At 69.4% G+C, this 18963-nt stretch carries 12 protein-coding genes; 7 read left to right on the top strand and 5 right to left on the bottom strand.

The window, feature by feature from the left end; genetic code table 11:
- Positions 1-42 precede the first annotated feature (42 nt).
- Positions 43-3000, bottom strand: coding sequence for a ribonuclease E/G (locus CKO33_RS00855; protein ID WP_200178306.1), 2958 nt, complete (start codon positions 2998-3000; stop codon positions 43-45).
- A 420-nt stretch (positions 3001-3420) separates the two neighbouring features.
- On the opposite strand from CKO33_RS00855, the gene CKO33_RS00860 reads away from it, so the two are divergent.
- Genes CKO33_RS00860 through CKO33_RS00870 form a run of 3 tightly spaced genes read left to right on the top strand, consistent with a single transcriptional unit; the run spans position 3421 to position 6115 of the window.
- The gene (locus CKO33_RS00860; protein WP_200178307.1) at positions 3421-4395 is read left to right on the top strand and encodes an RluA family pseudouridine synthase; all 975 of its coding nucleotides are present in this window, start codon (positions 3421-3423) and stop codon (positions 4393-4395) included.
- A 19-nt stretch (positions 4396-4414) separates the two neighbouring features.
- A complete protein-coding gene (locus CKO33_RS00865) occupies positions 4415-5104 on the top strand; it encodes an HAD family hydrolase (protein ID WP_200178308.1) in 690 nt (229 codons plus the stop codon).
- Between the two features lie 36 nt (positions 5105-5140).
- On the top strand, positions 5141-6115 hold the full coding sequence (locus CKO33_RS00870; protein ID WP_200178309.1) for a S49 family peptidase: 975 nt from the start codon (positions 5141-5143) through the stop codon (positions 6113-6115).
- Between the two features lie 13 nt (positions 6116-6128).
- Here CKO33_RS00870 and CKO33_RS00875 read toward each other — a convergent pair whose 3' ends face one another.
- Positions 6129-6695 carry a DUF502 domain-containing protein gene (locus CKO33_RS00875; RefSeq protein WP_439099406.1) on the bottom strand — a complete coding sequence of 189 codons (567 nt, stop codon included), beginning with the start codon at positions 6693-6695 and terminating at the stop codon, positions 6129-6131.
- Between the two features lie 251 nt (positions 6696-6946).
- Here CKO33_RS00875 and CKO33_RS00880 point away from each other — a divergent pair, with 251 nt between their 5' ends.
- A complete protein-coding gene (locus CKO33_RS00880; protein ID WP_200178315.1) occupies positions 6947-10729 on the top strand; it encodes a magnesium chelatase subunit H in 3783 nt (1260 codons plus the stop codon).
- Between the two features lie 63 nt (positions 10730-10792).
- Here the strand turns inward: CKO33_RS00880 and nspC are convergent, their stop codons facing one another.
- The 3 genes from nspC to CKO33_RS00895 form a co-directional block, all read right to left on the bottom strand.
- A complete protein-coding gene (gene nspC / locus CKO33_RS00885; RefSeq protein WP_200178317.1) occupies positions 10793-11953 on the bottom strand; it encodes a carboxynorspermidine decarboxylase in 1161 nt (386 codons plus the stop codon).
- A 7-nt stretch (positions 11954-11960) separates the two neighbouring features.
- The gene (locus CKO33_RS00890; RefSeq protein WP_200178318.1) at positions 11961-13160 is read right to left on the bottom strand and encodes a saccharopine dehydrogenase family protein; all 1200 of its coding nucleotides are present in this window, start codon (positions 13158-13160) and stop codon (positions 11961-11963) included.
- A 150-nt stretch (positions 13161-13310) separates the two neighbouring features.
- Positions 13311-14003: a hypothetical protein gene (locus CKO33_RS00895; protein ID WP_200178320.1), complete on the bottom strand. Its 693-nt coding sequence runs from the start codon at positions 14001-14003 to the stop codon at positions 13311-13313.
- A gap of 231 nt (positions 14004-14234) precedes the next feature.
- Between CKO33_RS00895 and CKO33_RS00900 the strand changes: the two genes are divergently transcribed.
- The 3 genes from CKO33_RS00900 to CKO33_RS00910 all read left to right on the top strand — a co-directional run bounded on the left by CKO33_RS00900 (position 14235) and on the right by CKO33_RS00910 (position 18960).
- Complete coding sequence (locus tag CKO33_RS00900; RefSeq protein ID WP_200178322.1) at positions 14235-15074, top strand: HDOD domain-containing protein; 840 nt, start codon at positions 14235-14237, stop codon at positions 15072-15074.
- Between the two features lie 137 nt (positions 15075-15211).
- A complete protein-coding gene (locus CKO33_RS00905) occupies positions 15212-17737 on the top strand; it encodes a PAS domain-containing hybrid sensor histidine kinase/response regulator (RefSeq protein ID WP_200178324.1) in 2526 nt (841 codons plus the stop codon).
- A complete protein-coding gene (locus CKO33_RS00910) occupies positions 17737-18960 on the top strand; it encodes an EAL domain-containing response regulator (RefSeq protein WP_200178325.1) in 1224 nt (407 codons plus the stop codon). The genes CKO33_RS00905 and CKO33_RS00910 overlap by 1 nt, the downstream gene beginning before the upstream one ends.
- The last annotated feature ends 3 nt before the right edge of the window (positions 18961-18963 follow it).

Consider the following 18963-nt stretch of genomic DNA (forward strand, 5'->3'; position numbering starts at 1 on the left):
CCGATCGGGGGCCTTGGCTTTCAGGTGCGGCGGCCGCGGGGGTCAATCCCCGCCGCGCTGATCCGTTTTGTCGCCGCCGGCCGGTTCCGTCGTCTCTTCAGCCGTATCCTGGGCCTTTGCAGGACCCGGCGTCTTCGCCGTTGCGTCCGCCGTGTCCGGCTCCTCTCGTGCCTGGCGGGTGACCGCCTGCAGTTTCTCCATCTCTTCCCGGGAGAGGCTGCGGCTGCCCGCGGCGGGGGCCCCGCCGGAGCGTCGGCGGGCGCCTCCCCCGGACTTCGCTCCGGAGGAGGTGCGAGCCTCGGATGCCGGGGTTGCATTCCCCGGAGCGTCCTCCGGGGGCTGCCCTGTCTTTTCCGCGGCGGGCTTTTCAGGGGCGGCCTGCTCATCCTGGCCCGCGGGGGAGGGGGCCGGTGCCTGTGATTTCTGATCCGCCTGCCGGTCTTCCCGGGGTCCACGGCGGGCGCTCTGCTGCGGGCCGTCGCCGGCATCGCCCCCTGCATCCCCCCCCTGGTCACGCGGGGTGTTTGCCTGGCCTTCCTCCCTGGAGTCGGCGGAGGGGCCGCCGCCGCGTTTGCGGGAACCCCCACGGGTTTCCGGTTCCTTGGCGGGGGCCTTGGCCCCGTCCCGGCTGGAGGAGTCTGCGTCCGATCCGGGGGCGGTCTCTTCCCTGGGAGCGGGACGGGACGGTGCCCTGGCCGCCTTGTCCTGGTCGGCGGCCTCCTGGGATGGCCCGCCCTCCGGGGTTTCGGGTTGAGTCTCAGCGGAACGGCCCTCACCGCCGTTGCTGGAGGGGGTACGCCGGCGGCGGCGTCCGCCCCGGCGTCCCCGGCTGCGGCCGGTGGTCTTGCCGTTGCCACCCTCGGGCTTGCCGCCACCGTTGCCACTGCCCTCGCTGGCCGCGGCTTCCCCGCCTTCCTCGCCGGGAGTGCTGTCCTTTGCGGCTGTGCCCGGGGCAGGGGAGGCCTTGCCGGCCCTGGTGCGTTCCTCGGGGGCCTTCTGGCCGGTATCGGTGTTCTCGCCGCGTGCGGTGGAGGAGCGCTCCCGGGTCTCCTGCTTCTCGGCGCCGCCATCGCCGTTTTGCGTGCCGCGGCCACTGCCCCGCCGGCCACGGCTGCTGCTGCGGCGGGAACGGCTGCGGCCATTCCCCTTGTCCTTGTCCTCCTGTTCCTCGCCACCGGGGCGGGTGTTACCGCCCCTGCGGGTCGGGGCGCGCCCCTTCGAAGTCTCCGTGCGGTCCTCTCCCTGCCGGGTGCCGCCATCCCCGCCCTGGGCCGTGGCCGGGTGGGGGAAGAGGCTGTTCCAGATGCGGCTGAACAGGCCGGGCAGGGACACGGGCGAGGCGGTGCGCACGGAGGCATGGTCGTTGCGGGCCGTCTGTTCCGGCTCGCGGGATGCGCCGGGGGCCGGGGTGGCCGGGGTGATGGTCTGCACCAGGGCCTTTTCCAGGCGCATCTTGCGGGGCTGGTCCACCAGCTCCGGCTCTTCCTCGCTGAGCAGCTGGTAGCTGCTGCGTTCGCCGATCTCCTCCTCGGTCTCGTCGCTGCGCAGCCGCCGCACGGTGAAGTGGGGGGTGAGCAGGGACGGGCTGGGTACCAGGGTGATCTCCACGCCATAGCGGGATTCGATGCTGGCGATCACCGGGCGCTTTTCGTTGAGCAGGAAGGTGGAGACGTCCACCGGCAGGTGGGCCAGCACGCGCCCAGTCTTGTCCTTCATGGCCTCTTCTTCCAGCAGGCGCAGGACGGAAAGGGACAGGGATTCCACGCTGCGGATGTGGCCGCTGCCGTTGCAACGGGGGCAGACGATCTGGCTGGATTCCCCCAGGGAGGGGCGCAGGCGCTGGCGGGACATCTCCAGCAGGCCGAAGCGGGAGATGCGTCCCACCTGGACCCGCGCCCGGTCCATCTCCAGGGCGGTGCGCAGGCGGTTCTCCACTTCGCGCTGGTTGCGGTTGGGGGCCATGTCGATGAAGTCGATGACGATCAGGCCCCCCAGGTCCCGCAGGCGCAGCTGGCGGGCGATCTCGTCGGCGGCCTCCAGGTTGGTGTTGAGGGCCGTCTCCTCGATGTCACTGCCCTTGGTGGCGCGGGCGGAGTTGACGTCGATGGAGATCAGGGCCTCGGTGTGGTCGATGACGATGGCCCCGCCGGAGGGCAGGGTCACCTCCCGCTGGAAGGCCGCCTCGATCTGGCTCTCGATCTGATAGCGGTTGAACAGGGGGACGGGGTCCTCATACCGCTTGAGCTTGCGCAGGTTGTTGGGCATCACCTGCTGCATGAAGTCCTGGGCCTGCTGGAAGACCTTGGCATCGTCGATGAGGATCTCGGCGATGTCGTTGCGCATGTGATCCCGCAGGGTGCGGATGATCACATTGCTCTCCTGGTAGATGAGGAAGGGGGCCTTGTGGGTCTCGGCGGCGTCGGCGATGGCCTGCCACAGGGTCTTGAGGTATTCCAGGTCCCACTGCAGCTCCTCCACGCTGCGGCCCACCCCGGCGGTGCGGGCGATCAGGCCCATGCCCTGGGGCACCTCCAGCTGGGCCAGGGCCTCGCGGATCTCGCTGCGCTCCTCCCCCTCGATGCGCCGGGAGACGCCGCCGGCGCGGGGATTATTGGGCATGAGCACCAGATAGCGCCCCGCCAGGCTGACGAAGGTGGTGAGGGCGGCCCCCTTGGTGCCGCGTTCCTCCTTCTCCACCTGGACGATGAGCTCCATGCCCTCCTTCAGCCCGGTCTTGGGGGAGAGATCGCCGTTTTCGTCGGGTGTGAGATAGCTGCGGGCGATCTCCTTGAAGGGCAGGAACCCGTGGCGGTCGGCGCCATAGTTGATAAAGGCCGCCTCGAGGCTGGGTTCAACCCGGGTGACCACCCCCTTGTAGACGTTGGCCTTCTTCTGTTCGCGGGAGGGCAGCTCGATGTCGAGATCGTAGAGCTTCTGGCCATCGACCATGGCCACGCGCAGCTCTTCGGGCTGCGTCGCGTTGATGAGGATGCGTTTCATGAATGCGGTCTCGAATGCAGGGCCCAGCCACGCCCGGGCGTTTCACGGGCGTCTGCGGTGTCGCAGGCCAGGGGCGCGCGGCGCTCAGGAGCAGCGCACAGGCGCACAGCCATGGAAGCACGACGCCCTCGGTTTCCGCTTGCCGGAGCGTGGGGGCGGGGTTGGGCAGTAATCCGCTCAGAATCATCAAAACCGGTGTGGTGCTTCTGGAGCGAGGGTCCATGACGGGGAACGGACGCTGCCCTGAGGCAGGCATTCCCCGGTGGTGTTCGTTTCGGTCGCGGGGTCCGGGCGCTGGGGTGGGCCGGAACGGGTGGTTCCGGTTTTCACCGGCGGCCCGCTTCTACCGAGCGCGACACGTCATCATAGCAATGTTGTAAAAGCCCATCAAATACTTGAATGAACTGGTATGATGCGGCCATGTCGCAGAGCCCTTCCACATCCAAGGCCGGCGTCGAACATCGGGAAATCGCCTCTGGCGAGGCCGGACAGCGCCTGGATAACTACCTGATGCGCCAGCTCAAGGGGGTGCCCCGCAGCCGCATCTACCGCCTGCTGCGCAAGGGGGAGGTGCGGGTGAACGGGCGGCGCAGCAAGCCGGACCAACGCCTGGAGCCGGGGGACCGCGTGCGTCTCCCCCCCGTGGCCCGGGGGACCCCCCGGCCGCTGGAGGAGCAGCCCCTGCCCCAGGGCCTGGCGCAGACGCTGTCCGGGGCCGTGCTCCTGGAGGATCAGGACCTGCTGGTGCTGAACAAGCCTGCAGGCCTGCCGGTCCATGGCGGCAGCGGCGTGGCGGTGGGGGTCATCGAGGCCATGCGCCGCCTGCGCCCGCAGGAGCCCTTCCTGGAGCTGGCCCATCGCCTGGACCGGGAGACCAGTGGCTGCCTGGTGCTGGCCCGCAATCGTCCGGCCCTGAAGGCCTTTCATGCCTGCCTGCGCGAGGGTGGGGTGGACAAGACCTACCTGGCCCTGGTGGCCGGGGCATGGCGCGGCGGCCCCCGCCGGGTGCAGCAGGGGCTGACCCGCAATGCCCGCTGCGGCCAGATGCGTCTGGTACAGGTGGACGAGGAGGGGCGGGACGCGGACAGCCTGTTCACGCCCCTGGCCCACTACGGCGGGGCCACCTGGATGGAGGTGAAGATCGGCACCGGCCGCACCCACCAGATCCGGGTGCACGCCGCCCATGAGGGCCATCCGGTGGCAGGGGACCGGCACTATGGCGATTTTGCCTTCAACCGGCGCCTGCGGCGGCTGGGGCTGCGGCGGCTCTTCCTGCATGCCCGTTCCCTGTCCTTCACCCTGCCGTCCAGCGGCCGCAGCTACGATGTGGAGGCCCCCCTGGACCCTGATCTCGCCCGGGTGCTGGAGCGCCTGGACGGCCCCGAACACCCGTGATCCCCGCTTTGCCCACGACATGAAACAGACCCGGAATTATCAACTCCTCGTATTCGATTGGGACGGCACGCTGATGGATTCCATCGGCCGCATCGTCCACTGCCTGCAGGGGGCCATCCGTGCCCTTGAACTGGAGGAACGCCCGCGGCAGGCCCTGCAGGATGTCATCGGCCTGGGACTGCGGGATGCCATCCTGCAGCTCTATCCCGAGGCCGATGAGACCCTGTGCGAGGCCTTCACCCAGGCCTACCGGCAACGGTACCTGGGGGATGATCCCACCCCTTCACCCCTGTTTCCGGGGGTACCCCGGGTGCTGGCGGAACTGGAGGCGGCGGGCTACTGGCTGGGGGTGGCCACGGGCATGTCCCGCAAGGGGCTGGATCGCAAGCTGTCCTCTACGGGCCTGGGTTCCCGGTTTCTGGTCACCCGCTGCGCCGAGGAGGCCTTCTCCAAGCCGCATCCTGCCCTGCTGGAGGCGGTGATGGAGTATGCCGGGGTGCCCCCGGAGGAGACCCTCATGATCGGCGACAGTGTCCTGGACCTGCAGATGGCCGCCAACGCCAGCACCGACGGCGTGGGGGTCACCACCGGGGTGCATGATGCCGGCCGGTTGGCCCCCCATGCCCCCCGGATCCTGCTGGACGACCTGCGTCAACTGCCCCACTGGCTGGCCACGGGCGGCGTCCGCGCCCTGTCCGACGCCTCCTGATCCCGTTATCCGCCCCGCCAAGGAGAACGACAGACCATGACCGACACACCTGATCCGCAATCCGAATCCGGCAACGCCCGCACCCCGGAGCCCTGGGAGCGCGAGGCCCTGCGGGACATCGCCCTGGCGGGGCTCCGGGAGCGCCGCACGGCCCGGCGCTGGGGGATCTTCTTCAAGCTCCTGGGCTTTGGTTATCTGGTGTTCCTGCTGCTGGTGCTCATAGACGCCCTGCCCACGGGGAAAGGCCAGGCCCCGGGTCCCCATACCGCCCTGGTGGATCTCAGGGGCATGATCGCCGATGAGACCCCGGCCAGCGCCGACCGGGTGGTGGCCGGGCTGGAGGCGGCCTTCGAGGACGACAACACACGGGCCGTCCTTTTGCGCATCAACAGCCCCGGGGGCAGCCCGGTGCAGGCCGCCTACATCCACGATGCCGTGCAGCGCCTGCGTGAGGCACACCCGGAGGTGCCGCTGTATGCCGTCATCTCGGACATGGGGGCCTCCGGCGGCTACTACGCCGCCGTGGCCGCCGACCGCATCTACGCCAGTCCCGCCAGCATCGTCGGCTCCATCGGCGTGCGCATGGACAGTTTCGGCTTCACCGAGGCCATGGAACGCCTGGGCATCGAGCGGCGCCTGCTCACCGCCGGGGAGCACAAGGGGCTGCTGGATCCCTTCCAGCCGGTGGATCCCGTGGAGCAGGGCCATATCCAGCGCATGCTGGATGGCATCCACCGCCAGTTCGTGGAGGCGGTGCGCGCGGGGCGTGGTGAACGTCTGAAGGAGGATCCGGAGCTGTTCACCGGCCTGGTATGGACCGGTGAGGCGGCCCTGGAACTGGGGCTGGTGGATGGCCTGGCCAGCGTCGGTGAGGTGGCCCGGGAGGTGGTGGGCGAGCCGGAGGTGGTGGACTTCACCCCCCGGCAGGACCTGCTCTCCCGCCTGACCCGCGGGGTGGGGGCCGCTGTAGCCACGACCCTGGAGGCCCTGGAACAGGGCCGGGTGCGCTGATCGCGGCCCCGCCTCAGGGGCGCTGTGCGGAATCGTCCCGGTCTTCCTTGCGCGCCGAGACCCCGGCGGTGAGGGTGTAGCGCATGGCGTCCTCCAGGGACAGGTCCAGGGGCTGCACCCGCTCCCGGGGCAGCATCAGGGTGTAGCCCCCGATCTGGTAGCTCATGGGCAGGTAGACGGCGATGGTGTCGCGGTCGCCGAGGGCAGCGGGCAGCCCGGCAAAGTCCTCCCGGGTGACAAAGCCCACCACGCGGGCGTCCAGACCGGGGAGGGTGACCAGTACCGCCTCGCCGAAACGCTCGTGGATCTCGCCGGAGAAGAGCCGGGTCACGTCCCGCACCGTGCCGTGGATGGTCTTGACCACCGGGATGCGCTGCATCCAGCCCTCCACCCATTGCAGCAGACCCTGGACCACATAGGCCCGCATGAGCAGGCCCAGGGCGAAGATCAGGCCCACGCCCGTCACCAGCCCCAGCCCCGGCAGGTAGAGGGCGTCCGGGAGCAGGAGCTTGAGCAGGCCCCCGAGCCCAGCCTCCAGGGTGTTGCCCAGCCAGAGGACAAGGGCTAGGGTGACCACCATCGGCAGGATGGCCGCGAGACCGGTAAGAAATGTGCGCGTCAATCCTTTCAATCCCACCTCCAGAGGGGTGTGCGTGATTTTCCGGGCCCATGGCCAGGAGGTCCTGCGCCGGGATGCGCGGGGGGTTCCGTTGCCCCCGGCGGGGCCTGTCCAGCTTGGTTGACACCCGGCCCGGGCCGAACTAATTTGACACGGATCCCGGGGAGGCGCCAGCCGGCCGTTCCGGAAACCCCATCACAGGCACGAATCCTATGGCATCCAAGCCCACGTCTGCAGTCGATACAACCCCCATCCGGGTGGTCATCGTCACCATGGACACCCATCTGGCCAGTGCCACGGAGCGGGCTCGGGCCACGCTCCAGCGCCAGCTGCCGGGGCTGGAGCTCTCGCTCCACGCCGCATCGGAATGGGCCGGGGACGCCGAGGCCCTGGAGCGATGCCGCGCCGACGTGGCGGCCGCCGACATCCTCGTGGTCACCATGCTCTTCCTGGAGGACCAGTATCAGCAGATCCTCGAGGACCTGAAGGCGCGCCGGGACGACTGCGACGCCCTCATCTGCGCCATGTCCGCCGGCGACGTCACCAAGCTGACGCGCATGGGCCAGTTCGACATGTCCAAGCCCAGCAGCGGTCCCATGGCCCTGCTCAAGAAGCTTCGTGGCCAGCAGAAGGAGGGGGACAGCCCCGCCAGCGCCGGCGCCCAGCAGATGAAGATGCTGCGCCGCATCCCCCAGCTGCTGCGCTTCATCCCGGGTACCGCCCAGGACGTGCGCGCCTACTTCCTCACCCTCCAGTACTGGCTCGGCGGGTCCGAGGAGAACATGACCAACATGATCCGCTTCCTGGTGGACCGCTATGCCGACGGCCCCCGCCGCGGCCTGCGGGGAAGTCTGGAGGTGGCCCCGCCGGTGGAGTATCCCGAGGTGGGGGTCTACCACCCGGACATGACGCCGCGGCTCTCGGCGGATCTGCAGGATCTGCCGCGCCGTGGCAAGGGGGGGCAGGGACGCGTCGGCCTGCTGCTGCTGCGCTCCTACGTCCTTGCGGGCAACGCCGGTCACTACGATCCGGTGATCCGCGGCCTGGAGGAGGCCGGGCTTGAGGTGATCCCCGCCTTCGCCGCCGGCCTGGACGCCCGCCCCGCCATCGAGGCCTTCTTCATGGAGGACGGTCGCCCCACGGTGGACGCCGTGGTCTCCCTCACCGGCTTCTCCCTGGTGGGCGGACCGGCCTATAACGACGCCCGCGCCGCCGAGGAGATCCTGACCCGCCTCGATGTGCCCTATATCGCGGCCCACCCGGTGGAATTCCAGACCCTGGACCAGTGGGGGCGGTCCGAGCGGGGTCTGTTGCCGGTGGAGAGCACCATCATGGTGGCCATCCCGGAACTGGACGGCAGCATCGCCCCCATGGTCTTCGGTGGACGCCCGGGGCCGGCCGGCAGCGTCTGCGAGGGCTGCGAACTGGGCTGTACCTTCAGCGGCAGCGACAACACCCAGGACATGTTCACCTGCCGCGAGCGGGCGCGGATGCTGGTCTCCCGGGTGCGCCGTCTGGTGGAACTGCGCCGGGCCGAGCGGGCCGAGCGCAAGGTGGCGGTGGTGCTGTTCAACTACCCGCCCAATGCCGGCAACACCGGTACGGCCGCCTATCTGGGGGTCTTCGAGTCCCTGTACAACACCCTGCGGGAGATGCAGGCCGCGGGCTACCATGTGGAGCTGCCCGAAAGCGCCGATGCCCTGCGGGAGGAGATCATCAACGGTAACCGGGAGCAGTACGGCGCCGATGCCAACGTGCATACCCTCATCCCCGCCGAGGACCACGTGCGCCGCGAGAAGCACCTCAAGGAGATCGAGGCCCAGTGGGGCCCGGCCCCGGGCAAGGTGCTCACCAACGGCAGTTCCCTCTTCGTCATGGGGCGGCAGTACGGCAATGTCCTGGTGGCGGTGCAGCCCTCCTTCGGCTATGAGGGCGATCCCATGCGCCTGCTCTTCGAGCACGGCTTTGCCCCCACCCATGCCTTCTCCGCCTTCTACCGCTATCTGCGGGAGGACTTCGCCGCCCATGCCGTGCTCCATTTCGGCACCCATGGGGCCCTGGAGTTCATGCCGGGCAAGCAGGTGGGCATGTCCGGCGCCTGCTGGCCCGACCGCCTCATCGGCGATCTGCCCAACCTGTACCTCTATGCCTCCAACAACCCCTCGGAGGGGGCCCTGGCCAAGCGCCGTTCCGCCGCCACGCTCGTCAGCTACCTGACCCCGCCGGTGGCCCATGCCGGGCTCTATCGCGGCCTGGTGGATCTCAAGAGCTCCATCGACCGCTGGCGCGGGCTGGAACCGGATCGCGAGCACGAGCGCGCCGAACTGGCGGAGCTGATCCAGTCCCAGGCGGCGGAGCTGGAACTGGCCCCCGCCGAACCCCTATGGGACGTGGACAGCGGCGAGGCCGAGGAGCAGGTGCGCCGCCTGGGTGAGTCCGTGCTGGAGCTGGAATACACCCTCATCCCCCATGGCCTGCATGTGGTGGGCACCCCGCCGGACGAGGAGGAGCGCGTCGACATGCTGGTGGCCATGGCCGATGCCGGCCAGTCCATGCGTCTGGAGCGGGAGGTGGTGCAGACCCTGGTGCAGACCGGAGAGCTGGAACCGGCCCTGGAACAGGCAGGGCTGGAGGACACCGAGGAGAACCGGGAGCGCCTGCAGCAACTGCTGCGGGCCAACGAACTCATGTCCCGGGACCACGAGATCGACGGCGTCCTGCGGGCCCTGGACGGGCGCTTCATCCGTCCCGCGCCGGGGGGGGATGTCATGCGCCAGCCGGACGTGCTGCCCACCGGGCGCAACCTGCACGGCTTCGATCCCTTCCGCATCCCCAGCGCCTTCGCCCTCAAGGATGGCGCGCAGCAGGCGGAGCGGCTCATCGCCCGCCATCAGCAGGAGGGCAACGGCCTGCCCGAGTCGGTGGCCATGGTCCTCTGGGGCAGTGACAACCTCAAGACCGAGGGCAGCCAGATCGGCCAGGCCCTGGCCCTGGTGGGGGCCCGCCCGCGGTTTGACAACTACGGCCGTCTGGCCGGCGCGGAGCTCATCCCCCTGGAGGAGCTGGGCCGCCCCCGCATCGACGTGGTGCTCACCCTCTCGGGCATCTTCCGCGACCTGCTGCCGCTGCAGATCAAGCTCCTGGCGGAGGCCACCTACCTGGCGGCGGCCGCCGAGGACGAGCCCCTGGAGCAGAACTTCGTGCGCGCCCACGCCCTGGCCTATCAGAAGGCCCACGGCTGCGACCTGGAAACGGCGGCGCTGCGGGTCTATGGCAATGCCGACGGGGCCTACGGCTCCAACGTCAACAGCCTGGTGGAGAACGGGCGCTGGGACGACGAGGACGAACTGGGCAACACCTACACCCAGCGCAAGGGGTTTGCCTACGGCCGCAACGGCCGGCCCAGCAAACAGGATGCCCTGCTCAAGACCATGCTGGCGGACGTGCAGCTCACCTACCAGAACCTGGACTCCGTGGAGCTGGGGGTGACCACCATCGACAACTACTTCGACACCCTCGGGGGCATCAGCCGCGCCGTGCGCCAGGCCCGGGGCGGCAAGGACACCCCGGTGTACATCGGCGACCAGACCAAGGGCGACGGCACCGTGCGCACCCTGTCGGAACAGGTGTCCCTGGAGACCCGCACCCGCATGCTCAACCCCAAGTGGTACGAGGGGGCCCTGAAGCACGGCTACGAGGGGGTGCGGCAGATCGAGGTGCACATCACCAACACCATGGGCTGGTCCGCCACCACCGGCCAGGTGCAGCCCTGGGTCTACCAGAAGCTCTCCGAGACCTTCGTGCTGGACCCGGAGATGCGCGAGCGGCTGGCCAAGCTCAACCCCACGGCCTCGGCCAAGATGGCCAACCGCCTGCTGGAGGCCTCCGACCGCAACTACTGGCATCCGGACGAGGAGACCCTGGAGGCCCTGCGCCGGGCCGGCGAGGAGCTGGAGGACCGTCTGGAGGGTATCGAGGAGTCCCCGGCGGCCTGAGGGCCGCCCCGGGGAAAGGGAGAGGTATCCGGCGGGTGGACCCGGGCGAGGCGCCCGGGTGCCCTAGCTCAGCCGGTGCATGTAGTCCTCGTAGCCGAAGGTCTTCACCACCCGTACCCGCCGCTCTTCGGCGTCCACCCGGCAGAGGGCCGGCAGGGGCATGCCGTTGAAGGTGGTGGTCTTCACCATGGTGTAGTGGGCCATGTCGGTGAACACCAGCCGTTGCCCGATGGAGAGGGGCTCGTCGAAGGCATAGGCCCCGATCATGTCCCCCGCCAGACAGGTCTGTCCCCCCAGGCGGTAGGTGTGGGGCTTCTCCCCGGGCCGGCCCGCGCCCACCACCTCCGGCCGGTAGGGCATCTCCAGCACGTCCGGCATGTGGGCGGTGGCCGAGGTGTCCAGGATGGCGATGGGCCCCTCGTTGTCCACGATGTCCAGCACCGTGCACACGAGAAAGCCCGCGTTCAGGGCGATGGCCTCCCCGGGCTCCAGGTAGACCGTCAGGTGCGGGTGGCGGGCGCGGAACCCGCGCACGATGCGCACCAGACGGTCCACGTCGTAGTCCTCCCGCGTGATGTGGTGCCCGCCGCCGAAGTTCACCCAGCCCATGGCCGGAAGCAGGTGGCCGAACCGGGTCTCGAAGGCCGCCAGGGTGCGTTCCAGGGCGTCGCTGTTCTGCTCACACAGGGTGTGGAAATGCAGCCCCTCCAGTCCCGTGAGGTCCACCCCCTCCAGGTCCCGGATGCGGGTGCCCAGGCGCGAACCCGGGGTGCAGGGGTCATAGAGGGGCACCGCCCCTTCGGAATGCTCCGGGTTCACCCGCAGCCCCGGGGAGACCCGGCGGGCCGCCCCGGCCACCCGCTCGCGAAAGCGCAGCCACTGCCCGGGGGAGTTGAAACTGATGTGGTCGGCGTGGCGCAGCACCTCCGTCATCTCCGCGTCGGAGAAGGCGGGGTTGAAGCAGTGCACCTCGCCGCCGAACTGCTCGGCCCCCAGCCGGGCCTCGTGCTGGCCGCTGGCGGTGGTGCCGTCCAGATAGCGGCGCAGCAGCGGGAAGGTGTCCCACATGGCGAACCCCTTCAGGGCCAGCAGGATGCGCGCCCCGCTGTCCTGGCGCACCCGGGCGAGGCGCTCCAGGTTGCGGATCAGCAGGGCATCATCCACCACGAAGGCGGGGGAGGGGCAGTCCTGGATCGCGAAATCCGGTGTGGCGGGCATGGCCATGATGGCTTTAGCCCAGGGGATCGCTGTCCGGGTCCAGCTCCTTCACCTGCCAGGGCAGGCCCAGGTCGCCGATGCGCTCCATGAACGGGTCCGGATCCAGCTGCTCCACGTTGAACACCCCTTCCCCCTTCCAGAGCCCCTGAGCCATGAGCATGGCCCCCAGGGTGGCGGGCACGCCGGTGGTGTAGGACACCGCCTGGGACTGCACCTCGCGGTAGCAGGCCTGGTGGTCGCACATGTTGTAGATGTGCACCTTGCGCCGCCGGCCGTCCTTGATGCCGTCCAGGATCACGCCGATATTGGTCCTGCCCTTGGTGCGCGGCCCCAGGGTGGCCGGGTCCGGCAGCAGCTTGCGCAAAAACTGCAGGGGGATGATCTCCCTGCCCTCGTATTCCACCGGCTCGATGCCGGTCATGCCCACGTTCTCCAGCACCTTCAGGTGGGTGAGGTACTGCTCCGAGAAGGTCATCCAGAAACGGATGCGCTTGAGCCCGCGGATGTTCTGCACCAGGGACTCCAGCTCCTCGTGATACAGCAGGTAGATGTCCTTGGGGCCGATGCCGTCGAAGTCGAACACCCGCTTCTCCCCCAGGGGCGGGGTCTCTTTCCATTGGCCGTTCTCCCAGTAGCGGCCGTTGGCGGTCACCTCGCGGATGTTGATCTCGGGATTGAAGTTGGTGGCGAAGGGGTAGCCGTGGTCCCCGCCGTTGGCATCCAGGATGTCGATCTGGTGGATCTCGTCGAACAGGTGCTTCTGCCCCCAGGCGCAGTAGATGTTGGTCATGCCCGGGTCAAAACCGCAGCCCAGGGTGGCCATGAGGCCCGCATCGCGGTAGCGGTCCTGGAAGGCCCACTGCTCCCGGTATTCGAATTTGGCCTCGTCCGGGTGCTCGTAGTTGGCGGTGTCCAGGTAGGGGGTGCCGGTGCGCAGGCAGGCCTCCATGATGGTCAGGTCCTGGTAGGGCAGGGCCACGTGCACCAGCACGTCGGGCCGCTCCGCCTCGATGAGGCGCACCAGCTCCTCCACGTTGTCCGCGTCCACCCGGGCCGTGCGGATGGGCCGGTCCAGCTGGGCGGCGATGGCCCGGCACTTGTCCTCGTTGCGGCTGGCCAGGCAGATCTCGGAGAAGACCTCCGGATGCTGGGCGCACTTGTGGGTGACGACTCCGCCGACGCCGCCGGCGCCGATGATCAGGACTTTGCTCATAGGCCTCGATACTGGGGTTTGGGGTCAGTGATGATCCGTGGGCGGCTCCGGGGATGCCCCATTGTGCGCATCAGGGTGCACCCGGGAGATGAAAAAATCATGAAACAGGGCTGCCCGCGGCGGGGATGATGCCCCCTGAGAGGTCCGGTATCAAGCCCTCTCCACACTGAAGGTGATGGCGTAGCGCCGGCTCTTGCCAAAGACCAGGGCCATGCGGCCCTGGCCGCCGGTATCCAGGCCCAGGTCCGCGGCCCGGTGCAGGCCCCGGGCCCGGTGCAGCCGCCTCAGGGAGGTCTCGATGCTGCCCTTGTGGCGGCGGATGTACAGGGCCAGGTCCGGGCGGACCACGGCCTGGATGTCGTGCTCCTGCTGGCGTACCGCCAGCTGCGTGCAGGCCGGTCCCAGTTCCTTCTGCGGAAGTCCGAACAGGCGCTCCAGGATGCGCTGCATGCCGTCCTCCGGGGGTTCCCCCAGATAGAGGTTCCACAGGAAGCGGCCGATGCCGTAGTCATCGCTCCACCACCCGGTCTCCGGGTTGCGCACATGCAATCCCACGGGCACCAGACGGTAGGCGCCCAGTCCCGGATCGTCGGTCAGGATGTCAAAGCTCACCTGTCGACATCCCAGGTGCCTTCGGGCACCCTTCACCATGAGCGCCGCGTTCCTGGGGGTGAGCAGTTTGAGGGCCATGCGGTCCCGGGGCTGCATGGCCCGCCCGCGCTGGTGCTGGATGTCCTGGATCACCTCCAGGGCGCAGCGGGTGATGAGACGCTGATCGCGCACCACCCGATCCCGGGCGGTGCCGTGCGGCGGGTGTTCGTCCTCGGTGTCGTGGGGATGCATGCTGTCCATCATGACTCAAGGGGGTGCGGGCGGTCCAAAGGGCATGCCGGGGAAAGGTCCCGCGATGCAGTTCCGGGGACATACAAGCAGGAACCGGGCCATCGATCCCTTGGGCGTCCCCCCCGGTGCCGCGCGGGCAGGACGGGATGGTAGTGACGGATCCTTGACGCCCCCGGGGAGGTTTCCCCCGGTTTTCCGGCACTGCCCGTCCACGGCCCGAGAGGAAGGCCCATGCACGCAACGCAGCCCACACCACAGGAGAGCGCCGTTCTTGAGCGGCTCGCCATCCCGCCGCAACCGGAAGTGCTGCGCCGTATCGCACAGGAGGCCCGCCGCGAGGAGGTGGATCTGTCCCGGGTGGCGGAGTGGATCGCCGCTGATGCCGGCCTGGCGGGCGGTCTGCTGTGGGTGGTCAATTCCCCGCTGTTCCGCCGCCGCCGGGAGATCAGTGCCATACGGGACGCGGTCCTGCTCCTGGGGTTTGAGCGTACCCGGGCGGTGGTGCGCACCGTGGCCCTGCGCAATGCCCTGTCCCATCTCCCGGAGATGGGGGGCTTCTGGAAGACCGGCGTGCGCGTGGGGGAGACCTGCGCCAGGGCCGTGCGCAGCCTGCGCCGCCCGGAGCTGGTGGACGATGCCTATCTGCTGGGGCTCTTCCATCTGGTGGGGGTGCCGGCCCTGCGGGGGGTCTTCGGGGAGGCCTACGGGCCCCTGCTGCGGGAGGCGGCGGTACACGGCTGGTCCGGTGTACTGCAAAAGGAGCAGGCGGCCTTCGGGGTTCACCATGCCCGCATCGCCGCCCTGGTGACGCGGCAATGGCATGTCCCGGCGGCGGTGAGTACGGCCATCGAGGGACAGTACCGGGTGGCTCACCTGGAGACCCTGGGCCATACCGATGCCCCCGATCTGGTGGTGGCCCTGAAGCTGGCCCTGCGGGCCCTGGCGGCGGAGGACAATACCCGCCTCACCTGTAGCGAGTGGGAACGGCTCACCGAACCCCTGGCGGATTACCTGGGCCTGGCGGATGCATCGGCCCTGGAGGCCCAGGTGGACGGGATCGCCGTGGATTGATCCGGCTCCCGGCGGATGGTGGATCCGTGCGGGGGGTTGTCTCCCGGGGGTGGCTTTGATCATGATCAAGGCGCGGGGTGGTTGCCGCCAATGGATACATGCCGTCCCGGGTCCTGGGTCCCGGGGCAGGGGATGAGATGGAAAGCTCGCGCACAGCGCAATTGTGGGAGGAGCTCCGGGACCGCTTCCCGGACCTGGCCGCCCACCTGGCCCGGACGGGGGGGCTGGATACTGGGCAGGTCCTGTCCCTGTGGGAGGCAGTGCGTCATCAGCGGGAGGGCCTGGAGCCGCTGCTGGCCCATATGCCCGGGGTCACCTACCGCTGTGTCCTGGACCCCCACTGGACCATGCGCCTGATGACGGCCAACGCCAGGGAGCTCACCGGCCATCCGGCGAAGGACTTCATCGACAACCGCGTGCTCAGCTACGCCAGTATCATCCACGAGGCGGATCGGACCCGGGTGCAGGAGGCGATTCAGGCGGCGGTGGCATCGGGACAGGGCTGGGATCTGGAATACCGCATCCGCCACCGGGATGGCGGCATCCGCTGGGTTCAGGAACGGGGTACCGCTGCGGGCATGGAGGAGGACGGCCTGCCCCTCCTGGACGGTTACGTGCTGGACATCACCCGCCACAAGGAGGCGGAGGCACAACTGGAACAGGCCCGCGCCGGGGCGGAGTCGGCGGACCGGGCTAAGAGCGCCTTCCTGGCCACCATGAGCCACGAGATCCGCACCCCCATGAACGGGGTCATCGGCATGCTGGACGTGCTGGCGGCGGACCGCCTGGACGAGGACCAGCGGGAGGTGGTGGCCACCGCCCGGGAATCCGCCTTTTCCCTGTTGCGTCTCATCGACGACATCCTGGATTTCTCCCGGGTGGAGTCCGGTCGCCTGGAACTGGAACACGTTCCGGTGGCGGTGGTGGAACTGACCGAAGGGGTCTGCGTCTCCATGGCCGCGGTGGCGGCCAAGCAGGCCGTGGATCTGGAACTGACGGTGGCCCCGGAGGTGCCCGACCGGATCTGGTCCGATCCCGTGCGTCTGCGCCAGGTCCTGTACAACCTAGTGGGCAATGCCGTGAAGTTCAGTGCCCGCCGGGAAGGGGAACGGGGGCGGGTGAAGGTGACCCTGGAAACGGACCAGGGCGGGGACGGCGGGCCCCGGCTGGTGCTCTCGGTGCGGGATGACGGCATCGGCATGGACCCCGAGGGGGTGCGCCGCCTGTTCTCCATGTTCACCCAGGCCGATGCCTCCACCACCCGCCGCTATGGGGGCTCGGGTCTGGGGCTGGCCATCTGCGAACGGCTGGTGCGGCTCATGGACGGGGAGATCCAGGTGAAGACCGCCCCGGGGGCGGGGGCCGAGTTCCGGGTGGGGCTGCCCCTGGAGGTGGTGACCCGGGATGGCGACGCCCATGGCAGCGCACCGCTGCAGGGCGTGGAATGCCTGCTCCATTTCCCCGGCGAAACCGCCCTGGCGGAGAAGCGTGCGGTCCTGGCCCGGGCCGGGGCGACGGTGCGGGTGATCCCCGATCTGGCCGCCCTGGAGACCCTGCCGCCTCCGGGCGGGGTGCGTGTCCTGGTGCAGCACCTGGATCCGGGCGGGTCCTGTGCACCCCATCCCCCCATGCCCGCAGCGGGGGGGATCGGGGGGCGGGTCCTGATCGTGCCCGGCAGGGGCCTGTACGTGCAGGGTGTGGGGGTGAGGCTGACCCTGAAGGAGGGGGCCATCCCACGGCGCAGGACCCTGCTGCGGGCGGTGACCCTGCTGGCGGGGCGCTCGGCGGAGGGTCAGGGTTTCAGCGATGCCCTGGAGATGCGCCGGCCGGTGATCCCCGACCGGGCCCAGGCCCGCCGCGAGGGACGCCTGGTGCTGGTGGTGGAGGACGACCGCATCAACCAGAGCGTGCTCCTGCGGCAACTGGCCATGCTGGGCTATGCCGCCGAGGTGGCGGCGGACGGGGAGGCGGCCCTGCGGCTCTGGTCCCCGGACCGCTTCGCCGCGGTCCTGTCCGACCTGCACATGCCGGGCATGGAGGGCTGGGCCCTGGTGAACGCCATCCGCGAACGCGAGGCCAGGGGGGGGCATGCCCGCACCCCGATCCTCATGACCACCGCCGATGCCCGTGTCCCCAGTCTCTGGACCAGCGGCGAGCACGATATCGACGGCTATCTGCGCAAGCCCATCACCCTGCGTCAGCTGCACGATGCACTGAAACGGCATGTCGCTCCTGTGGGGGATGAACATCCCCCGGAATTGCCTTCGGCGGGGCCGGAGCCGCCCGCCCCCCGCGGGGCGGGTCTGGATCTGGAGGTGCTGCGTGCGGTGGTGGGCAGCGATCCGGACGCCCTGCAGGAATTCATCCAACTGTTCAGGGGCACCTGCCGCGAGCGCCTGGAGCGGCTCCGCGCGGCCCTGGAGCAGGGGGATACCCGCACCCTCACCGCCACTGCCCACCAGTTCAAATCGGCGGCCCGTTCCGTGGGGGCGGCGCGCATCGCCGATCTGTGCGCACGCATGGAGTCCCTGGAGGAGGGGAGCGATGGCACTGTCCTGGAACGGCAGCTCCGGGAACTGGGCCGGGCCGTGCGCGATCTGGAGCAGTGGATCGATGATCATCCCCATGGAACCGGCCCCCGAGGCCAGAAGGAGTCCCCCTGATGCAGGTGTTTATTGTCGATGATGATCCCTTTGTGCTCCGGCTCCTGAGCCATCAGTTGGGGGAGCTGGGTTATACCCGGGTGCGCGCCTTCGGCCACCCCCACGAGCTCCTCCTGGCCCTGGACGCCCGGGAGGACTGGCCGGAACTCATCCTGCTGGACCTGCAGATGCCGGAGATGGACGGGGTGGAGCTGGTGCGCAACCTGGCCTGCATCGGCTTCACCGGTTCGGTGATTCTCGTGAGCGGTACGGAGGAGCGCATCCTGCGCACGGCCCAGAACGTGGCCGCCGCCCGGGGGCTGAACCTGCTGCCGCCGCTGACCAAACCCGTGCATCTGGAACAACTGCAGGAGGTGCTGGCCTCCACCCGGGGCGGTGCCGCGGGTGCGGACGACGACCCCCGGATCTCACCCCAGGCGGAGGCCCTGTGGCAGGCGGTGTACGAGGACGAACTGGTGCTGCACTTCCAGCCCAAGGTGCGCATGGACACCGGGGCCCTGGTGGGGACGGAGGCCCTGGTACGCTGGGATCACCCCTGCCACGGCCTGCTCATGCCCGACCGTTTCCTGGACCTGATGGAGGCCCATGGTCTCATGGATGAGCTCACCATGCGGGTGCTGCGGGGGGCCCTGGCCACCTGCCGCGACTGGCTGGAGCAGGGCCTGGATCTGCACATGGCGGTGAACATCTCCGCCACCAACCTGCACGTCCTGGGGCTGCCGGATGTGGTGCAGCACACCGCGCGGGAGGCGGGCGTGCCCATCAACTGCCTCTGCCTGGAGCTGACCGAGCGCATGCTGGCCCGGGACCGCCTGCTCTCCCTGGACATCCTCACCCGGTTGCGGCTCAAGGGGGCGAGCCTGTCCATCGACGATTTCGGCACCGGGCATTCCTCCCTGGCCCAGCTGCTGCAGGCCCCCTTCGACGAACTCAAGCTGGACCGCAGTTTCGTCCACGGGGCCACCCGCGATCCCGCCCGACGCACCATCGCCGAGGCCAGCCTGCGCATGGCCCGCAAGCTGGGGATGCAGACCACCGCCGAGGGGATCGAGCGGGCGGAGGACTGGAACCTGATGCGGGATCTGGGCTGCGACCGGGCCCAGGGGCATTTCATCGCCCCGGCCATGCCGGCCGATGCCTTCCCCGCCTGGATGGAGGAATGGGACCGACGCCGGCAGGCCCTGACCCGTACCGACCCCAGGGTGGGGTACGGGGGTGGATGAGGG

This window comes from Ectothiorhodospira mobilis (genome assembly GCF_016584115.1).
Lineage (GTDB): Bacteria > Pseudomonadota > Gammaproteobacteria > Ectothiorhodospirales > Ectothiorhodospiraceae > Ectothiorhodospira > Ectothiorhodospira mobilis.